Raw genomic sequence first — 14,651 nt, 5'->3', positions numbered from 1 at the left:
ATGCAAGGACCGATTCCTTGCGGTTAGCATCTTGTCATGCGGCCTGACGGCCGCTTCAATTTAGTGCGCCATGGTCATTTCTCACTGGAACCAGTGTTCACGTGCTTTCATGATCAACGCCTTAGCGGCATCCTCTTCCATTCCGGTCATCTCGACCAGTTCATCCACAGCCAGTTCGGCAAGTTCGTCGCGCGTCTGGATCTGATGTTCAGCCAGCTTGGCGAGAAGATCGGCGTCCATGCCGTCCAGGCTCTTCAGGTCGAGCGCTACATTTTCGACCTTTTCTTCATTCGCGATCGCCTGAGTCAGCAACGCGTCGCGCGAGCGGTTACGCAGTTCGTGAACGGTGTCTTCGTCGAATGCTTCGATTTCGAGCATTTCGTTGAGCGGCACATAGGCAATCTCTTCGAGGCTCGTGAAGCCTTCGTCGATCAGGATGTCGGCGACTTCTTCGTCGACATCGAGACGCGCCATGAACAGGTCACGCAGTACGCCACGTTCCTGATTCTGCTTTTGCGCAGATTCGTCCGGCGTCATGATGTTGATCTGCCAGCCGGTGAGTTCGCTGGCAAGACGCACGTTCTGGCCGCTGCGGCCGATCGCGACCGCCAGTTCGTTTTCGTCTACGACCACGTCCATCGAATGCTTTTCTTCATCGACGACGATCGACTGGACGGCTGCCGGCGCGAGCGCGCCGATCACGAACTGTGCGGGATCTTCCGACCATAGCACGATGTCGACGTTTTCGCCACCGAGCTCGTTACGCACGGCCTGCACGCGCGAACCGCGAATGCCGACGCAGGTGCCGATCGGATCGATGCGCTTGTCGTACGCGACCACGCCGATCTTCGCGCGCACGCCCGGATCACGGGCGGCCGCCTTGATTTCCAGCAGGCCCTGTTCGATTTCCGGCACTTCCATCTCGAACAGCTTCATCAGGAATTCGGGCACCGTGCGCGACAGTTCGATCTGCGGACCGCGTGCGGTGCGATCGACCTTGGCGATATAGGCGCGCACGCGGTCGCCCACGCGCAGGTTTTCCTTCGGAATCAGCTGGTCGCGGCGCAGCAGCGCTTCGACACGGCCGGTTTCGACGATGAAGTTGCCCTTGTCGAGCCGCTTCACCGAGCCGGTCATGATGTGCTCGCCGCGCTCGAGGAAGTCGTTCAGGATCTGCTCGCGTTCAGCGTCGCGCACCTTCTGCAGGATCACCTGCTTGGCGGCCTGCGCGCCGATACGGCCGAATTCGATCGACGGCACCGGCTCTTCGATGTAATCGTCGAGCTGGATTTCGGGCTTCTGTTCGCGCGCTTCGAACAGCAGAATTTCCTGATCCGGCTCCTGCAAGCCGGCTTCGTCCGGGACCACTTTCCAGCGGCGAAACGTTTCGTGTTCGCCGCTTTCACGGTCGATTTGGACGCGGATATCCGCATCTTCTTCGAAGAGTTTCTTGGAGGCCGAAGCGAGAGCCGCTTCGAGCGCGGCAAATACCACGTCTTTGTCGACATTCTTCTCGCGTGCCAGCGCATCCACCAGCATCAACACTTCGCGACTCATTGTTTGCGGCTCCTAAAGTCAACTTTCGGAACGAGGCGGGCCTTGTCCATGTCCGCGAGCGTGAAATCGAGCATCGCGGCGCCTTCTTTTCCTTCGAATTCCAGACCGATCGTTTCGCCTTGCGGAGCATGCAGGATGCCCCGGTACGATTTCCGACCGTCCAATGGCTTTTTCAATGTGATGACCACTTCGCTGCCTGCGAAGCGTTCGAAATCCGCCAGTTTTTTCAGCGGGCGGTCGAGACCCGGCGACGACACTTCAAGCCGCTCGTAATCGATATTTTCGACCGTCAGAACGTGCTGGAGCTGACGCGTGACTTTCTCGCAGTCTTCGATCGCAATTCCGGCCGGCTGGTCGATATAGATACACATCATGCCGCGCCCGGTGCGCTCGAAGTCGACGAGCTCGTAGCCGAGTCCCACGACCGTGGTTTCAATCAGTTCCGTCAGTTGCACAATGCCCTCTTAGATGTTCGCGCAGCGAGCCTGCCGCCTGTTCTGCAAACAACCAATGCGGGCCGCGCGCCAAGCCGGCGCACGTTCGTGCTACCCGAGATGCCGAACCACTGAGAACTGAGCGGCAAAAAAAAATGGGCTAAACGCCCATCATCTTATTGCCGGTGGTCGCACCTGAGCCGCACTTAAAAAGCCGCACGCCCAGCGACTCCGCGATTGTAGCCATTTTTCAGGACAAACGCAAACCGCAGAACGCCACCCAACGCGCTTTTCCGCTTGATTTCATGGGAAACTTTCTGCGATATGGCGACTTTTCGGGCTTTTTGCAAGGCGGCTGGCGCCGCCTCAACCTGCGCCGGACAAGCCGGGGCAAAGAAATCTGCCCCTACTTCCGGCGCGCCACGGCTTCATGAATGACATGAAACCCGTGGCGTGTACTCGTTAGCGGCCACGCGAGCGGCCGCGCGGCGCGCCACCACCACGATTGGCTCCGCCCGGGTTGGCGTTGCCGCCGGCGCGGTTGCCATTGCCGCCACTGCGATTGCCACCCGGCCCACGGTTGCCCGCATTGGCGCTGTTGACGCCGGCGCTGTTGCCGCCGGCGCGCTTGCCGCCACCGCCCGCACGATTGCCAGTTCCGCCGGTCGGAGCACGATTGCCGTCGACGTCACGGCCGTCACGGCCGCCACGCGGGCCGCCCACGCCGCCGCCCATCGCGCCGCCGAAACCGCCTGCGTTACGGCCCGTGCCACGGTTGCCGTAACCGCCGCCGAAACCCGAGCCCATTCCGCCACCCATGCCACCGCCCGCCGCACCGCGCCGGCCCTGGCCACGCGGTTGCTGTGCATCGAAACGGCTATGCGACATCAGCACGGGTTCGCGGCCGATGAAGCCCATCGACGTTTGCATCGGATCGGGTTGCTTGCGCTCCGGCGCCGCGTTGCGGCTGCCGCGCTCTTCGGCGGGTGCCTTCAGGCCGACCGACGCCATCAGCGCGCGCACCTGATTGTCTTCGAGTTCTTCCCAGCGGCCGCGCTTCAAGCCCTTCGGCAGCGAGATCGGGCCGTGGCGCGTACGGATCAGGCGGCTGACCATCAGGCCGGCCGCTTCGAACATACGACGCACTTCGCGGTTGCGCCCTTCGGCGAGCGCGACGTGATACCAGTGATTGGTGCCTTCGCCGCCGCCGTCGCGGATGCGCAGGAAGTTCGCCGGGCCGTCGTCCAGCTCGACGCCATTCAGCAGCTTCTGACGCATGCCTTCCGCCAGCTGGCCAACCACACGCACCGCATATTCACGCTCGACGCTGTAACGCGGATGCATGAAACGGTTCGCCAGATCGCCGGAGGTGGTCAGCATCAGCAGACCTTCCGTGTTGAAGTCGAGACGGCCGACCGCCAGCCATTTGGCGGTTTTCATCGGCGGCAGCTTGTCGAACACCGAGGGACGGCCTTCCGGATCGGCGTGGCTGACGATTTCGCCAGTGGGTTTGTGATACAGCAGCACGCGCGGCGGCTTGTTTGCCAGCTTGCGCTTGACCGGCTTGCCGTTGATACGAACCTGGTCGGTCGGCATGATGCGCTGGCCGATATGAGCCGGTTCTCCGTTGACCGACACGCGGCCGGCAACGATCAGTTCTTCCATGTCGCGGCGCGAGCCCATGCCGGCCTCGGCCAGCACCTTGTGCAGCTTCGGCGCGTCGTCGTCCGCCGAGAGCACGCGCTTGGGCGCGGCCGGCTTGCCACGGCGCAGCATCGGAGCACGCACGCCGCCAGTGGCGCTGTTATCCGCGTCGAACGCAGGCGAGGTGACATACGAGAACAGGTCGTCCTGAGTCGCATCCGGCGTCGCCGCCTCCGCTTCGCCGCCGCGGCGGTTCTGGCGCTGGCCGCCTTCGCGCGGCTGACGCGTCCGCTGACCTTCACCCGGCGCGCCTTCGCGCTGACCACCTTCGCGCTTGGCCCCACCGGCATTGCGCCGCGATCCCTGCCCCTTGGCGCCCGCGTCCTTTCGCGGCATGCGCACTTGCGCGACGACCTCGCCGTCCGGCGGCGCCTCGGCGGCGACCGGCGCCCCTTGCGCGGGCGCGCCTTCGGCGCCCTTCGTCTTCGCCCCGGCGCGGCGCCGCGCGATCAGGCTGCGCGGCCCGCGACGCAGGCCGCGGCGCGGACGGTCTTCACCCTCCGCTTCCGTGGTCTGCGCCTGGCGCTCACCGGCGCCGGCCGATGCTTGCGTGGCGTGCGTTTCGTCAGCGCGCGCCGACGGCACGGCGCGCTCGGATTCGGACGAATCGGTGTCGTGGGTATGTGTCAAAACAACCTCAAAATGTCAGGTCGCGCACGCCCATTGCGGGCGTGGCAAAAAAAGTTCGGTTACGTCAGGCGCTGCGCGACTCGGCTTCGTCGTCGGTCAGCATGCCTTCGTCCTGCGCCGCATCGCGGTGATCTTCTGGATCGCCGTGCGCCGCCGTGGTCGGGTTCGGCTCGGCGGCATGCTCCGCATCGCGGATTACGCCCGAGCCGTGCGCGGGTACTGCCGGATCGGCCTGGGAGGCCGGATCGTGATTCAGTGCGGACTCGGCAGTGCCGGTCTGCGTTGCAACGTCTGCCGTTGCGGTGTCCTCTTGCCCGGCCGGCGCCATGTCTTGCAGGCCGGCCTCGCCGGCCGTGCCGGCAGCCTCGTCCGCTATAGCGGCCTCGGTGGCGCCGGAATCCACCGGCTCTTCCTGCGTGCCCTCGTCGCTCTCGACCGCCGCCTGCGCGGCGTCGGCATCCGCGTCGGCAAATTCGATCGCGTGCTGGCCGAGCAAATCCACATTCAGCTGCGCCGACGGATCGGCGAGCGGCGGCAATTCGTCGAGCGCTTTCAGCCCGAGGTCGTCGAGGAACTGTCGCGTGGTCGCATACAGCGCCGGACGGCCCGGTACGTCGCGATGGCCGATCACCTCGATCCAGCCGCGATCCTCGAGTTGCTTGACGACCTGCGTATTCACGGTGACGCCGCGAATCTCTTCAATGTCGCCACGCGTGACCGGCTGCCGGTAGGCAATAATCGCGAGCGTTTCGAGCACCGCGCGCGAATATTTCGGCGGCTTCTCAGGATGCAAACGATCCAGATACGAACGCATCGCGGGCTTGCTTTGAAACCGCCAGCCCGACGCCAGCCCGACCAGCTCCACACCGCGCCCAGACCAATCCTGCCTGAGGTCTTCGAGCAACGTCCTAACGGTGTCTGCCGACACGCCGTCGGCAAAGAGCTTGCGCAACTCGGCGAGCTTTAATGGCTCCTGCGCGCAGATCAAGGCAGTCTCGAGGACGATCTTCGCCTCTTGGGTATTCATGCAGCTAGGTCAGACCCTGTGGTCAAAGAACCGGATCAAACAGACGATGTGGAACTGAAGACGCGCTCGCCCGATTCTGATCGGTCATATTGATGGGAGCACGCACCGGGGGGAGGCGAAACAGACTATCGAGCCAAACCCAGCCGGACGGAGCGGCGATATTCCTGATAGGAATCGCATGACTGAGCGCCATATTACGCAAAAACGCCCGGTGCGTAAAGACGAAATCCCCCGCGCATTTTTTATGCCGCGGCCTCGCGGGCGTGCTGGAGCGATCAAGCGGACTAAAATGCACGCCCCCGCTTTTGCCAACCAGTTGGCTCGATGGCGCCTTGACACCCGGTCCACCATCAGTTGCGCCGCCTGCTCAGCGCGCCGCGCCAGCGTGTGCCAGAAACTGTTTCAGCCGCTCGACGCCTGCGTCAAGCCGCGCCGTATCGCAGGCGTAGCACCAACGCACGAAACCCTCGCCTTGCGGACCGAACGCGCTGCCCGGCGCTACGCCGAGGCCCACTTCACGCACCATCGCCTTGCACAGCTCCAGGCTGCGCGTCGCGCCCGGCATCGAGAAAAACAGGTACATGGCGCCAGGCGGCGCCTTGACGTCGACACCCGGCACCGTGGACAGCGCGTGCACCAGATGGTCGCGCGATGCCTTCAGATCGTGCACCAGTTCACGCGTGAAGGGCTCGCCCTGCTGGACCGCCGCGATGCCCGCCTGCTGCACAAACGCCGGCGCGCACGAGGTGTTGTACTCGATCAGCTTGCCCAGATCGTCCATCAAAACCGACGGCGCGACGATCCAGCCGAGCCGCCAGCCAGTCATGAGCCACGCCTTCGAGAACGAGTTGACGCAGATCACGCGTTCGTCGCGCGAGGCCAGGTCGAGGAACGACGGCGCTGTACGCGCAGCCACGCCGTTCGCGGCAGGGGCGGCATCCGCGTAGTACAGCCGCTCATAAACCTCGTCCGCGACGATCCAGATGCCATGGCGGCGGCAATGCGCCAGCACGGCGCGCTGCTCGTCGCGGCGCATCACCCAGCCGGTCGGATTGTTCGGCGAGTTGACGAGGAGCATGCGGGTGCCGGGCGTCAGCGCCGCCAGCAACCGCTCGATATCAAGCTGCCAGCCGCGCTCACCATAATCAAGCGCAACGGTTTCGACATGCGCGCCGAGAATCTTCGGAATCTCGACCAGGTTTGGCCACAGCGGCGTCACCGCGACGACGCGGTCGCCCGCCCCCACCACCAGCTGCGCGGCAAGCATCAGCGCGTTGACGCCGGCGCTGGTCACCGCGATGTGATCGGACGAGGTCGCGCCGTGCAATTCGCCGACGTAGTCCGCCAGCGCCGCGCGCAACGGCGCGATGCCCAGGTTATGCGTATAGAACGTCGCGCCGCCGGCCAGCGCCGCGCTAGCTGCGTCGCGGATAAAGGCCGGCGTAACCCGGTCGGATTCGCCGAACCAGAACGGCAGCACATCATCGACGCCGAACCCCGCGTTGGCGACTTCGCGGATCTGCGAAGGCCGCAGGGCGCGCACGGCGTCGCGTGCGTTCGGAACGGATGGCTGATGCAGGTGATGCGGATCCGATTCGCTCATCGAGGCTTCCAGACTGGGCAAGGGTTGGGATAGATGTTCAACGGAGCCAACAGTTTAGCGTGGCGCCTCGTTTTGAGATGGGAAAGCCGCCGAGGCCGAACAGCGCGCCCGGCACGCCGCGACACCTAGCTCAAATCCTCCGCGCGCGCCGGCAATTGGCGGATCAGCCCCCATACCGCCTCCGCCGCCGGCGACAGCGAACGGTCGCGCCGCCGCACCACTTCGACAGTGCGCTGGGCGCGCGGCACGAGCGGCCGGGCTACCAGCGAGGCACCGGCCGGCAGCGGTAAAGCCAGCCACGGCAGCACGCTCACACCGACGCCTGCCTCGACCAGCCCAAAAACGGTCGCGGAATGCCCCAGCTCCTGCACCACCGTGGCGTTCACGCCGTACTCCTGCATGACCGCGTCGATAATCGGGCGGCTGCCCGACGCGTAGTCGAGCATGACGAGCTGCTGCCCTTCCAGCTCGGTCCACGTCACCTGCTCCTGCTTGGCCAGCGGGTGATCGTCGCGCGAGACGACGCAGAAGGAATCGGTCATCAGCGATTCGCTGAGCAGGTCGTCGGCGGAAAACGGGCCAATGATCACGCCGAAATCGACCTCGCCCGACTTGACCTTGCGCACCACGTCGCTCTGCACGTCGTCGCGCAGACCGAGGGTGATATACGGAAATTGCCGCCCACAGGCCGCAACCACGCGCGGCATCAGCCGGCAGGCCACGGTCGGGCTGGCGGCCACCACCACACGCCCACGCCTTTGTTCGCCGATCTCGCGGATCTCGCGCAGGGCGTCGTCCAGATCCGACAGCAAACGCGACACGCTCGACACCAGGTTGCCGCCGACATCCGTGAGCTGCACTTCGCGCGTGGTGCGATCGATCAGCTTCAGGCCGATCTCGCCCTCCAGTTCACGCACGCAACGGCTGACCGCCGATTGCGTCAGGCCGATTTCATCGCCGGCCCGGCTGAAGCTCTGTAGACGCGCCACCTCAATGAAAACCCTTAGCTGACGCAGCGTCACATTCATTAATCGACCTCATCAATCACGACATTTGATGCGCATTGTAGGGCGAAACATGTGTCTACATGCGGTTTTCTCGACCACGCTGCAACGCAGCAAAAAGGCGCAAACGCACGCTGGCCGGGCCTGATTGCACAAGATTGGTGATTGTCCTGATTTGCGAGATGGGTTTTTTGGATTCTTATACGGCCCTAGCTAGCGCCCGCGCTGGCCCGCTGTCACGGGGCTTTCAGGTAGTTGGACTCAGCTTGGCACACTTCCTGCATTTACATGCACACAGGGTCGGTGCCATGACATCTGACTGCAAAAGCAGACCGTGACAAGCCCGACCCCCTTGGCACTCGCCTATCGAGTGCATGGAGAGTGCGCGGCGCGGGGCAGCGCACCGGAGTTAGCTTCGCTGAGGTGAAACATGATGCTGTTCGACGATTTGAGAGACAACGAGTGGGCACTGGTCGAGGCGTTGTTCTGTGCGGAGCCAGCACGGAGCGAGCGTCGTGGTCGACCACGCGTAGAAGCGCGCGCGGTGGTGAACGCCGTGCTGTGGGTGCTGTCGACCGGCGAAGGCTGGTCCAAACTGCCGGGCCGCTATCCGTCGCCGCCGACTTGCCGTCGACGCTTCGACGAATGGCAGGCCGATGGTACGCTCGCCGAAATAGTTAAGCGACTCGGCACGAGCGGCCGTGAAATTTCGCTGCGCGGACGCATTGGCGCAACCGCAGCCAAACCGCCCGCACCGCCGAGCCGTGACCGCCTGCGCGGCGCATTCTGGACCAATCCGGAATCGTGGCGCGCCCCGGTCAAGATGGCCTGACGCGTATTGTTTTACTTCCGGGCGCCTGCGGGCGTCCGGCATAGTTATCCAGGTCGCTGCGTGCCGACGCTCGCCGCACCCTTATGGGCACCGCTGTCCGGCGCGCCCGTCGCAGTCGTCCCTTCCCGTCATACCGAGCTTGTCCTTGCGCCGTCTCAGGTGCAGGCGGCGCCACGCCGGTTGCGGATGAAACATCCATTTACCATTACTTACAGCGTGCTTTCGTCACTCGGCATACTTTATACGTATGCAAACAGGCCTTGAGTCGATCGGCTTGACGGGAGCTCACCATGAAACCAATGTCACTGCTTCTGTGCGGCATTGTCGTTTCATTCATGGCCGCACCGGTGCTTGCCCAGCAGCGCCAACAGGCGTGGAACTGGCGGCCTGACCGGCCGGCCACCACCGAAGCCTGGCAGCAAAGCAATGCGCAAAATCACGAATTCACCCCGCCGGCGCCGCGTGGCGATTTGCGTGGTGATATCGCAAGCAACGTGCGCGCACGGCCCGACGTCCCTCATGACGATCCAGCGCACCGCCGCTAGCAGTTCACCCCAATGCGACGGCCCTGCCTTTTCCGCCTGCCGGGCAATGCAGCGCAAATTGAATAATCGGGGAACCACGCCGCGCCGCGCCAGTCTGATTTAACGCCATTAGCACAGCGTGGCAGTAGTAATTCCGGTACGCCCGTATCCTTGCGATACGGGCTTTTTTTTTGCCTGGGCGGCTGCGAGCGGCAGCCAATGGCGCGCAAGGCGCCCACCACGGGCGCGGATTGCCGTGCCGTGGCCAGACAAACGGAAATAGAGAAATGGATTCACCGCCAGCCGCTTCATGCGGCCGGAGAACAGCGCCCTTTCGCCCGCAGAAGCTAGGACCGGGCTTCGAGAGCGGCGGCGGGCCGCATTTCGGCAACGACGTAGTCGTTCATTCGTTGTGCGGCCCAGCTGAGCAGGCGCTCGTCATGGGCGAGCCGGGCGAATTCGCTTCTGCCCCGCTCCGTCAGCACGGCGATATCGACAGGTGCATGAAAACCTGGAGCCGGCGCGACGGTGCGCTGCCGCACGGTATCCATCAGGCCCAGCGAGCGAAGATATTGGAAAACTCCCGGCCGTCTGGCCCATGGAACCTGGCGATATTGCGCCCGCCGCAGTGCTTCAAGTACCGCTTCGTTGGAATACGTGGTCATCTCACTTCTTTCTTAAAGTGCAGCTATGACACATCCATGCCCAGCACGTCACCGCGCCACCAGTGACGCGCCCGGCACCCGCTCCCGGCTGGATGCGGCCTGCGCCTCGCGCTGCCGGAATCCGCCAGGTGCTGCCTGGTTTCAATTTCGGAACCCCCGTCTGAACGGCATGTTACCGTTCTCTCCATGGGCCGACGATGCAACCGCTGCGGCGCGATAGCAAGCCCGTAGATTTGTCCCGAAAGTCATACGTTACCGCATTTAAATTGATTCTAATCACTTTATTAGTGCTTTTTTTTGCAGCAATCGTGCTGTGGAAACGCGCCCGCCGCCCCCTCGCCATCTGCACGCTCGCCCTGTTCTGGCTGCTTGCCGCCGGCTGGCTTACCGCACCCTTGCTGCAACTGGTGCAACCGCGCTGGCAGAGCGACGCGCCCGCCACCTTCGCGCCGCGCACGGCGATCATCCTGCTGGGCGGCGGCACGGTCTACGACAGCGACGATGTGCTCGTGCCCCCACGCGACGCGCTCGCGCGCATTGCGGCGAGCGCGGAAAACTATGCCGCCTGCAAACGCGCGGCGGCCACCTGCCACGTGATCGTGAGCGGCGGCAATCCGCAGCGGCATAGCTCGACTGAAGCCGACACCTATCTTCCCTACTTGCTGCGGCAGCAGGTGCCACGCGCGGACATCGTGCTGGAAAATAGCAGCCGCACGACCTACGAAAACGCGCGCAACGTATCCGCCATTCTGGAGGGTTCACGTTACGATTCGTTGATTCTCGTCACGTCCGCCTATCAAATGCCACGCGCGTTGCTCGATTTCCATCGTTTCGGCCTTGCGCCCCAGCCGATGATTTCGAACGCGCGGCACGCACGTCTTGGTGTACTGCCGCGTTATGACAACCTGGTGAACGCGGAGATCGCACTCCACGAACTGATTGGCATCGCGCAGTTTCATGTATATCGCGCAATCGGATGGTTCTGATATTCGCCCGGCGTCGCAGGTCATTTTACTTAGAAATGCGAAACTTATGCTTTAACGGCAATGCGTTATCGTGATCTGCCACCCCGATTGGCCCGACTTACGGCTGTTGGGCTTACGTAACAAGATGTAACGAATTGTCATCGCAGTTACAAAACCGTCTGTTGGAGCGGATATTGCTGGCTAGAATGCATTGTCTTTCCGTTTGGACAGGCAACTACTCGGGTCCACAACCACTCTGCGGAGGAAGCGATGAAGAAAGTGTCCCTGGCGATCCTGGTTTCCCTCAGTGCCTTAACGGGCGCGGCGTATGCGCAAGAAAATGGCATCATGATGAGCACTGATCCGGCCAAGGCCGCCGACGTCGAGCAGCGTGCGCAAGATTTGCAAAACCGGCAGCAGACAATGGAAAGCGCACCGGCCATGCCGATGAAGCATCACAAGGCGGCCCCGCATCACAAGAAGGCACCTAAAGCCGACGCAGCGTCGTCGTAAGCACGAGGTGCTGGCGCGGATTGCCCACGCCTTCTCCACGACTCCCTCGCGGCCTGGCCGCGAAGGTGAAAAGCCGAAGCCGGCACCGCCGGTTTCGGCTTTTTTATTGTCTAATAGGGTGGCAAAACGCAGGCGAGCCCCGCGAGCGCAGCGCACCTGCGGCGCCTGGCTGACGGTGTGCTACAGTCGCGCACCGTCCGGCGCCTGGCCGGCCCCCTAACCCGTGCGCACCCTGGTGCGGAGGACAGCATGAGCAACATCCAGCTTGATATCGAATGGACTGAAGCAGCATCTCGCAAAATCGAAAAACTGATGCCGCGCGGCGGTCAGGAAGCGTTTCTCGCGCTGCCGCCCGTCGAGTGCCTGCCGATGGAAGGCGACGTGCTGTTTCTTGGCCCGGACGGCAAGCAGCAACCGTTCATCGTCGCGGAACGCCAATATCATCACGATGGCGACGCCGACTGGACCATCATCCTGATCCTCGACGTTCCGCAAGCCACGCACTAATCATTCGCTAACCATCGAACGGCGAGCGCCGCGCCGGCCGTCCGCGGCCAGGCAGCGCGCTCGCTGTTTCGCGATACGCCTGAACGCTCAGGCGATCTTCGACACCACGCGAATTTCCGCGTGTTCGACCCAATCCGCCACGGCTCGCTTATAAGCCTCGATGTGGGCGGATTTCGCATGGGCCGCCAGCGCCTCCCGACTCTCCCAACGCTCGACAAACACGAAGCGGCGCGGCTCCTGCACGTCGCGATGCAAATCGTACTGAAGCACACCCTGCTCCTTGCGGGTCGGCCCGACAATCCCTTCCAGCGCCTCAAGCAATTGCGCTTCATAGCCCGGCTTCGCCACCGAGATTGCGACCACTGCGATTTCCGACATGTCCAGGCTCCATTTGACGAAAAGTGAGCAGCATACCCGCCGCGCGCCAACCGTGCTGACGACCCGGACACGAACCGCCGGCGCCCTCCCGCACGTTTCACCCCGCCCCTGCGGAATGCCCGGCGGGCACGCGCGCGACATTACGTCTGAGCACCGTCCTTGCCTGGAGTTTGGCGGGCGGCCGCGTGCCGCCCTGCTACCCTCGCCTTGATACCTTTGATTGACTGATCCCGGTTCGACCGGTTTTGCGCGACACAAGCAGCGCAAAAACCGATGCGGCAAGCCGGCGACACCCTGCCGGACGACCCTTCTGTGGCGCCTGGCGCGGCAATCAGCAAGGCTGCGCGTCTGTGATTACCCGCACATTCACGCGAATTGCAAACTGTTAGACTGGGTTTCACATATTCGCCGGAGTCCAGCATGGCTGGCACTGCTCCCCGCGTTCCCGGGCTGTATCCGACTCGCCCTGCACACGTGAGGGCCATGCCTTCGCCGCGCGCTGAATCGTGCTGCGCGCCCCGTCACCCGCTTGCCGCGAGGTCGCCATGGCCGCACTCATGCCCGCCTTTATGCCAACCGTCAGTGAATTGAGCCTGAGCGGCCTGCTTCCGCACCTGGTCCGGGAGGAATCCGGCTGGACCGCGACCTGGCGCGCGCTCACCCTGCACAGCGTCTTCCAGCCGGTGCTGTCGGTTACGCATCAGTGCGTGGTTGGCTATGAAGGGCTGCTGCGCGCCTTCGATCCGGTCGGCTTGCCGGTGTCGCCTGACGTGCTGTTCTCGGGTACCCGCTCCGCCGCCGACGCCCGCGAACTCGACCGCATCGCGCGTTGCCTGCATGTGGCGAATTTCATGGAGCAAGGCATCAGCACCGGCTGGCTGTTTCTGAATACCCGCCCCCAGGTGTTCGAAACCGGCTGGCCGCAACGCGCCTTTATCGACGAACTCTCCGCGCACTTCGGGCTGCCGCAGGAACGTATCGTGATCGAGGTGCTCGAGCAGCCCGCCGACGACGAATCCGCCGTCGCCAGCATGCTCGCCGCCTCGCAGCCACGCGACTTTCTGATCGCGATCGACGACTTCGGCACCGGCTTCTCGAACTTCGACCGCGTGTGGCGCTTCCGCCCCGACATAGTCAAGCTCGACCGTTCGCTGGTGGCGCGTGCCGGCAAGCACGAGGGCGACGATTCGATGATCAGCCATCTGATCGCGATGCTCCACCAGTCAGGCACGCTGGTGCTGGCCGAAGGCGTCGAAACCGATGAAGAACTGATGATCCTGATGCAGGCCGACGTTGATTTCGTGCAGGGTTTCTGGCTCGGCCAGCCGCAGGGCTCGGTGAAGGACGCCTGCGCGAGGGTGCCGGCGCTGGTCGAATCGATCTGGGGCAAGTTCGCCGATTACGAACGCGCGCGCGCCGGCCATCAGCGGCTCGGCTTCGAGGGTTTCGCTGAGGCGGTACTGGCTGCCGCTGACACCTATAAGGCCACCGGCGACCTGCGTCAGGCGGCGCAAAAGGTGTGGCATCTGCGGGAAGCGCGCCGCGTGTTCATCACCGATGGGCAGGGCGAGCAGACCGAGCCATCGGTTGCCGCTGCTTCGGTACCGGCACCTCCACTGCGGCTCGCGCCGATCTATACCAGCGAGCGCAGCAACTGGTCGCGGCGCGCCTATTTCAAGCATGCGCTCGCCGCGCCGGGGCGCGTCGCCATGATGGGCCCGCACTATTCGCTCGCCGACGGCCAGGACTGCTATACCGCGGCCCTCGCGTTCGAGCACAACGGCACACACGTGATTTGCGTCGACTTCGTGCCAAGTGTGTCGCCCGCGGATACGCGCTCTGCCGGCCGCGGCAGCAAGCGCTAATCGCTACTCGTTAATCATCCACCCGGCCGCGGCCGGATTTGATCTCACTGCGTTTGGCCTTGCCGTCGAGGCGCCGCAGGTTCGACGCGCGCGTCGGCCGGGTCGCGACGCGCGGCTTGCGCGTCACGCTGACACTTTCGATCAGTTCGTCGAGCCGCGCGAGCGCCGCCGCGCGGTTCATCTCCTGAGTGCGATGTTCCTGCGCCTTGATGATCACCACGCCGTCGCGCGTAAGCCGGTGATCGGACAACGCGAGCAGGCGCATCTTCAGCACGTCCGGCAGCGACGACGCCTGCACGTCAAAACGCAGATGAATGGCACTCGAGACCTTGTTGACGTTCTGGCCGCCCGCCCCTTGCGCGCGCACTGCGGTCAATTCGATTTCGTTCGGCGGGATGGGATAGCGGGATGTCATGGCGGGCAATCAGGCTGGAAGACATGAG

14 protein-coding genes and 1 pseudogene are annotated in these 14,651 nt (G+C 63.8%); 6 read left to right on the top strand and 9 right to left on the bottom strand.

The window, feature by feature from the left end:
* Window positions 1-81: 81 nt before the first annotated feature.
* From nusA to A6V37_RS30250, 6 genes are all read right to left on the bottom strand, one after another.
* Window positions 82-1,557, bottom strand: a complete 1,476-nt coding sequence (gene nusA, locus A6V37_RS30275) for a transcription termination factor NusA (RefSeq protein WP_064269684.1) — start codon at window positions 1,555-1,557, stop codon at window positions 82-84.
* Complete coding sequence (gene rimP, locus A6V37_RS30270) at window positions 1,554-2,012, bottom strand: ribosome maturation factor RimP (protein WP_064269683.1); 459 nt, start codon at window positions 2,010-2,012, stop codon at window positions 1,554-1,556. Before rimP ends, nusA begins: the two co-directional genes overlap by 4 nt.
* Before the next feature lie 441 nt (window positions 2,013-2,453).
* Window positions 2,454-4,325, bottom strand: a complete 1,872-nt coding sequence (gene rluB / locus A6V37_RS30265; protein WP_064269682.1) for a 23S rRNA pseudouridine(2605) synthase RluB — start codon at window positions 4,323-4,325, stop codon at window positions 2,454-2,456.
* Between the two features lie 64 nt (window positions 4,326-4,389).
* Window positions 4,390-5,352, bottom strand: a complete 963-nt coding sequence (scpB, locus tag A6V37_RS30260) for an SMC-Scp complex subunit ScpB (protein WP_064269681.1) — start codon at window positions 5,350-5,352, stop codon at window positions 4,390-4,392.
* 367 nt (window positions 5,353-5,719) lie between these two features.
* A complete protein-coding gene (locus A6V37_RS30255) occupies window positions 5,720-6,955 on the bottom strand; it encodes a pyridoxal phosphate-dependent aminotransferase (protein ID WP_064269680.1) in 1,236 nt (411 codons plus the stop codon).
* Window positions 6,956-7,080: 125 nt separating this feature from the next.
* On the bottom strand, window positions 7,081-7,983 hold the full coding sequence (locus A6V37_RS30250) for a LysR family transcriptional regulator (RefSeq protein WP_064269679.1): 903 nt from the start codon (window positions 7,981-7,983) through the stop codon (window positions 7,081-7,083).
* 409 nt (window positions 7,984-8,392) lie between these two features.
* Here A6V37_RS30250 and A6V37_RS30245 point away from each other — a divergent pair.
* Window positions 8,393-8,788: pseudogene (locus A6V37_RS30245) on the top strand (transposase); the annotation flags it as partial.
* 293 nt (window positions 8,789-9,081) lie between these two features.
* Window positions 9,082-9,336 carry a hypothetical protein gene (locus A6V37_RS30240; protein WP_064269678.1) on the top strand — a complete coding sequence of 85 codons (255 nt, stop codon included), beginning with the start codon at window positions 9,082-9,084 and terminating at the stop codon, window positions 9,334-9,336.
* Window positions 9,337-9,662: 326 nt separating this feature from the next.
* On the opposite strand, the gene A6V37_RS30235 is transcribed toward A6V37_RS30240, so the two are convergent.
* Window positions 9,663-9,980 carry a hypothetical protein gene (locus A6V37_RS30235; RefSeq protein ID WP_064269677.1) on the bottom strand — a complete coding sequence of 106 codons (318 nt, stop codon included), beginning with the start codon at window positions 9,978-9,980 and terminating at the stop codon, window positions 9,663-9,665.
* A 266-nt stretch (window positions 9,981-10,246) separates the two neighbouring features.
* Here A6V37_RS30235 and A6V37_RS30230 point away from each other — a divergent pair, with 266 nt between their 5' ends.
* The 3 genes from A6V37_RS30230 to A6V37_RS30220 all read left to right on the top strand — a co-directional run bounded on the left by A6V37_RS30230 (window position 10,247) and on the right by A6V37_RS30220 (window position 11,965).
* On the top strand, window positions 10,247-10,966 hold the full coding sequence (locus A6V37_RS30230) for a YdcF family protein (protein WP_242665861.1): 720 nt from the start codon (window positions 10,247-10,249) through the stop codon (window positions 10,964-10,966).
* 249 nt (window positions 10,967-11,215) lie between these two features.
* Window positions 11,216-11,458, top strand: a complete 243-nt coding sequence (locus tag A6V37_RS30225; RefSeq protein ID WP_064269676.1) for a hypothetical protein — start codon at window positions 11,216-11,218, stop codon at window positions 11,456-11,458.
* A gap of 249 nt (window positions 11,459-11,707) precedes the next feature.
* A complete protein-coding gene (locus tag A6V37_RS30220) occupies window positions 11,708-11,965 on the top strand; it encodes a hypothetical protein (protein ID WP_007182306.1) in 258 nt (85 codons plus the stop codon).
* 87 nt (window positions 11,966-12,052) lie between these two features.
* Here the strand turns inward: A6V37_RS30220 and A6V37_RS30215 are convergent, their stop codons facing one another.
* Window positions 12,053-12,343, bottom strand: a complete 291-nt coding sequence (locus A6V37_RS30215; RefSeq protein WP_064269675.1) for a putative quinol monooxygenase — start codon at window positions 12,341-12,343, stop codon at window positions 12,053-12,055.
* Between the two features lie 545 nt (window positions 12,344-12,888).
* Here A6V37_RS30215 and A6V37_RS30210 point away from each other — a divergent pair.
* A complete protein-coding gene (locus A6V37_RS30210; protein ID WP_242665860.1) occupies window positions 12,889-14,208 on the top strand; it encodes a sensor domain-containing phosphodiesterase in 1,320 nt (439 codons plus the stop codon).
* Between the two features lie 10 nt (window positions 14,209-14,218).
* Here the strand turns inward: A6V37_RS30210 and arfB are convergent, their stop codons facing one another.
* Window positions 14,219-14,623, bottom strand: a complete 405-nt coding sequence (gene arfB, locus A6V37_RS30205) for an alternative ribosome rescue aminoacyl-tRNA hydrolase ArfB (RefSeq protein ID WP_064269674.1) — start codon at window positions 14,621-14,623, stop codon at window positions 14,219-14,221.
* Between the last annotated feature and the right edge of the window lie 28 nt (window positions 14,624-14,651).

Origin of the sequence: Paraburkholderia ginsengiterrae, from assembly GCF_001645125.1 — a bacterium.
In the GTDB taxonomy this organism is placed as follows: domain Bacteria; phylum Pseudomonadota; class Gammaproteobacteria; order Burkholderiales; family Burkholderiaceae; genus Paraburkholderia; species Paraburkholderia ginsengiterrae.
Note: the sequence above shows the minus strand (reverse complement) of the source record. Positions and strands in the feature narration are given on the sequence as shown.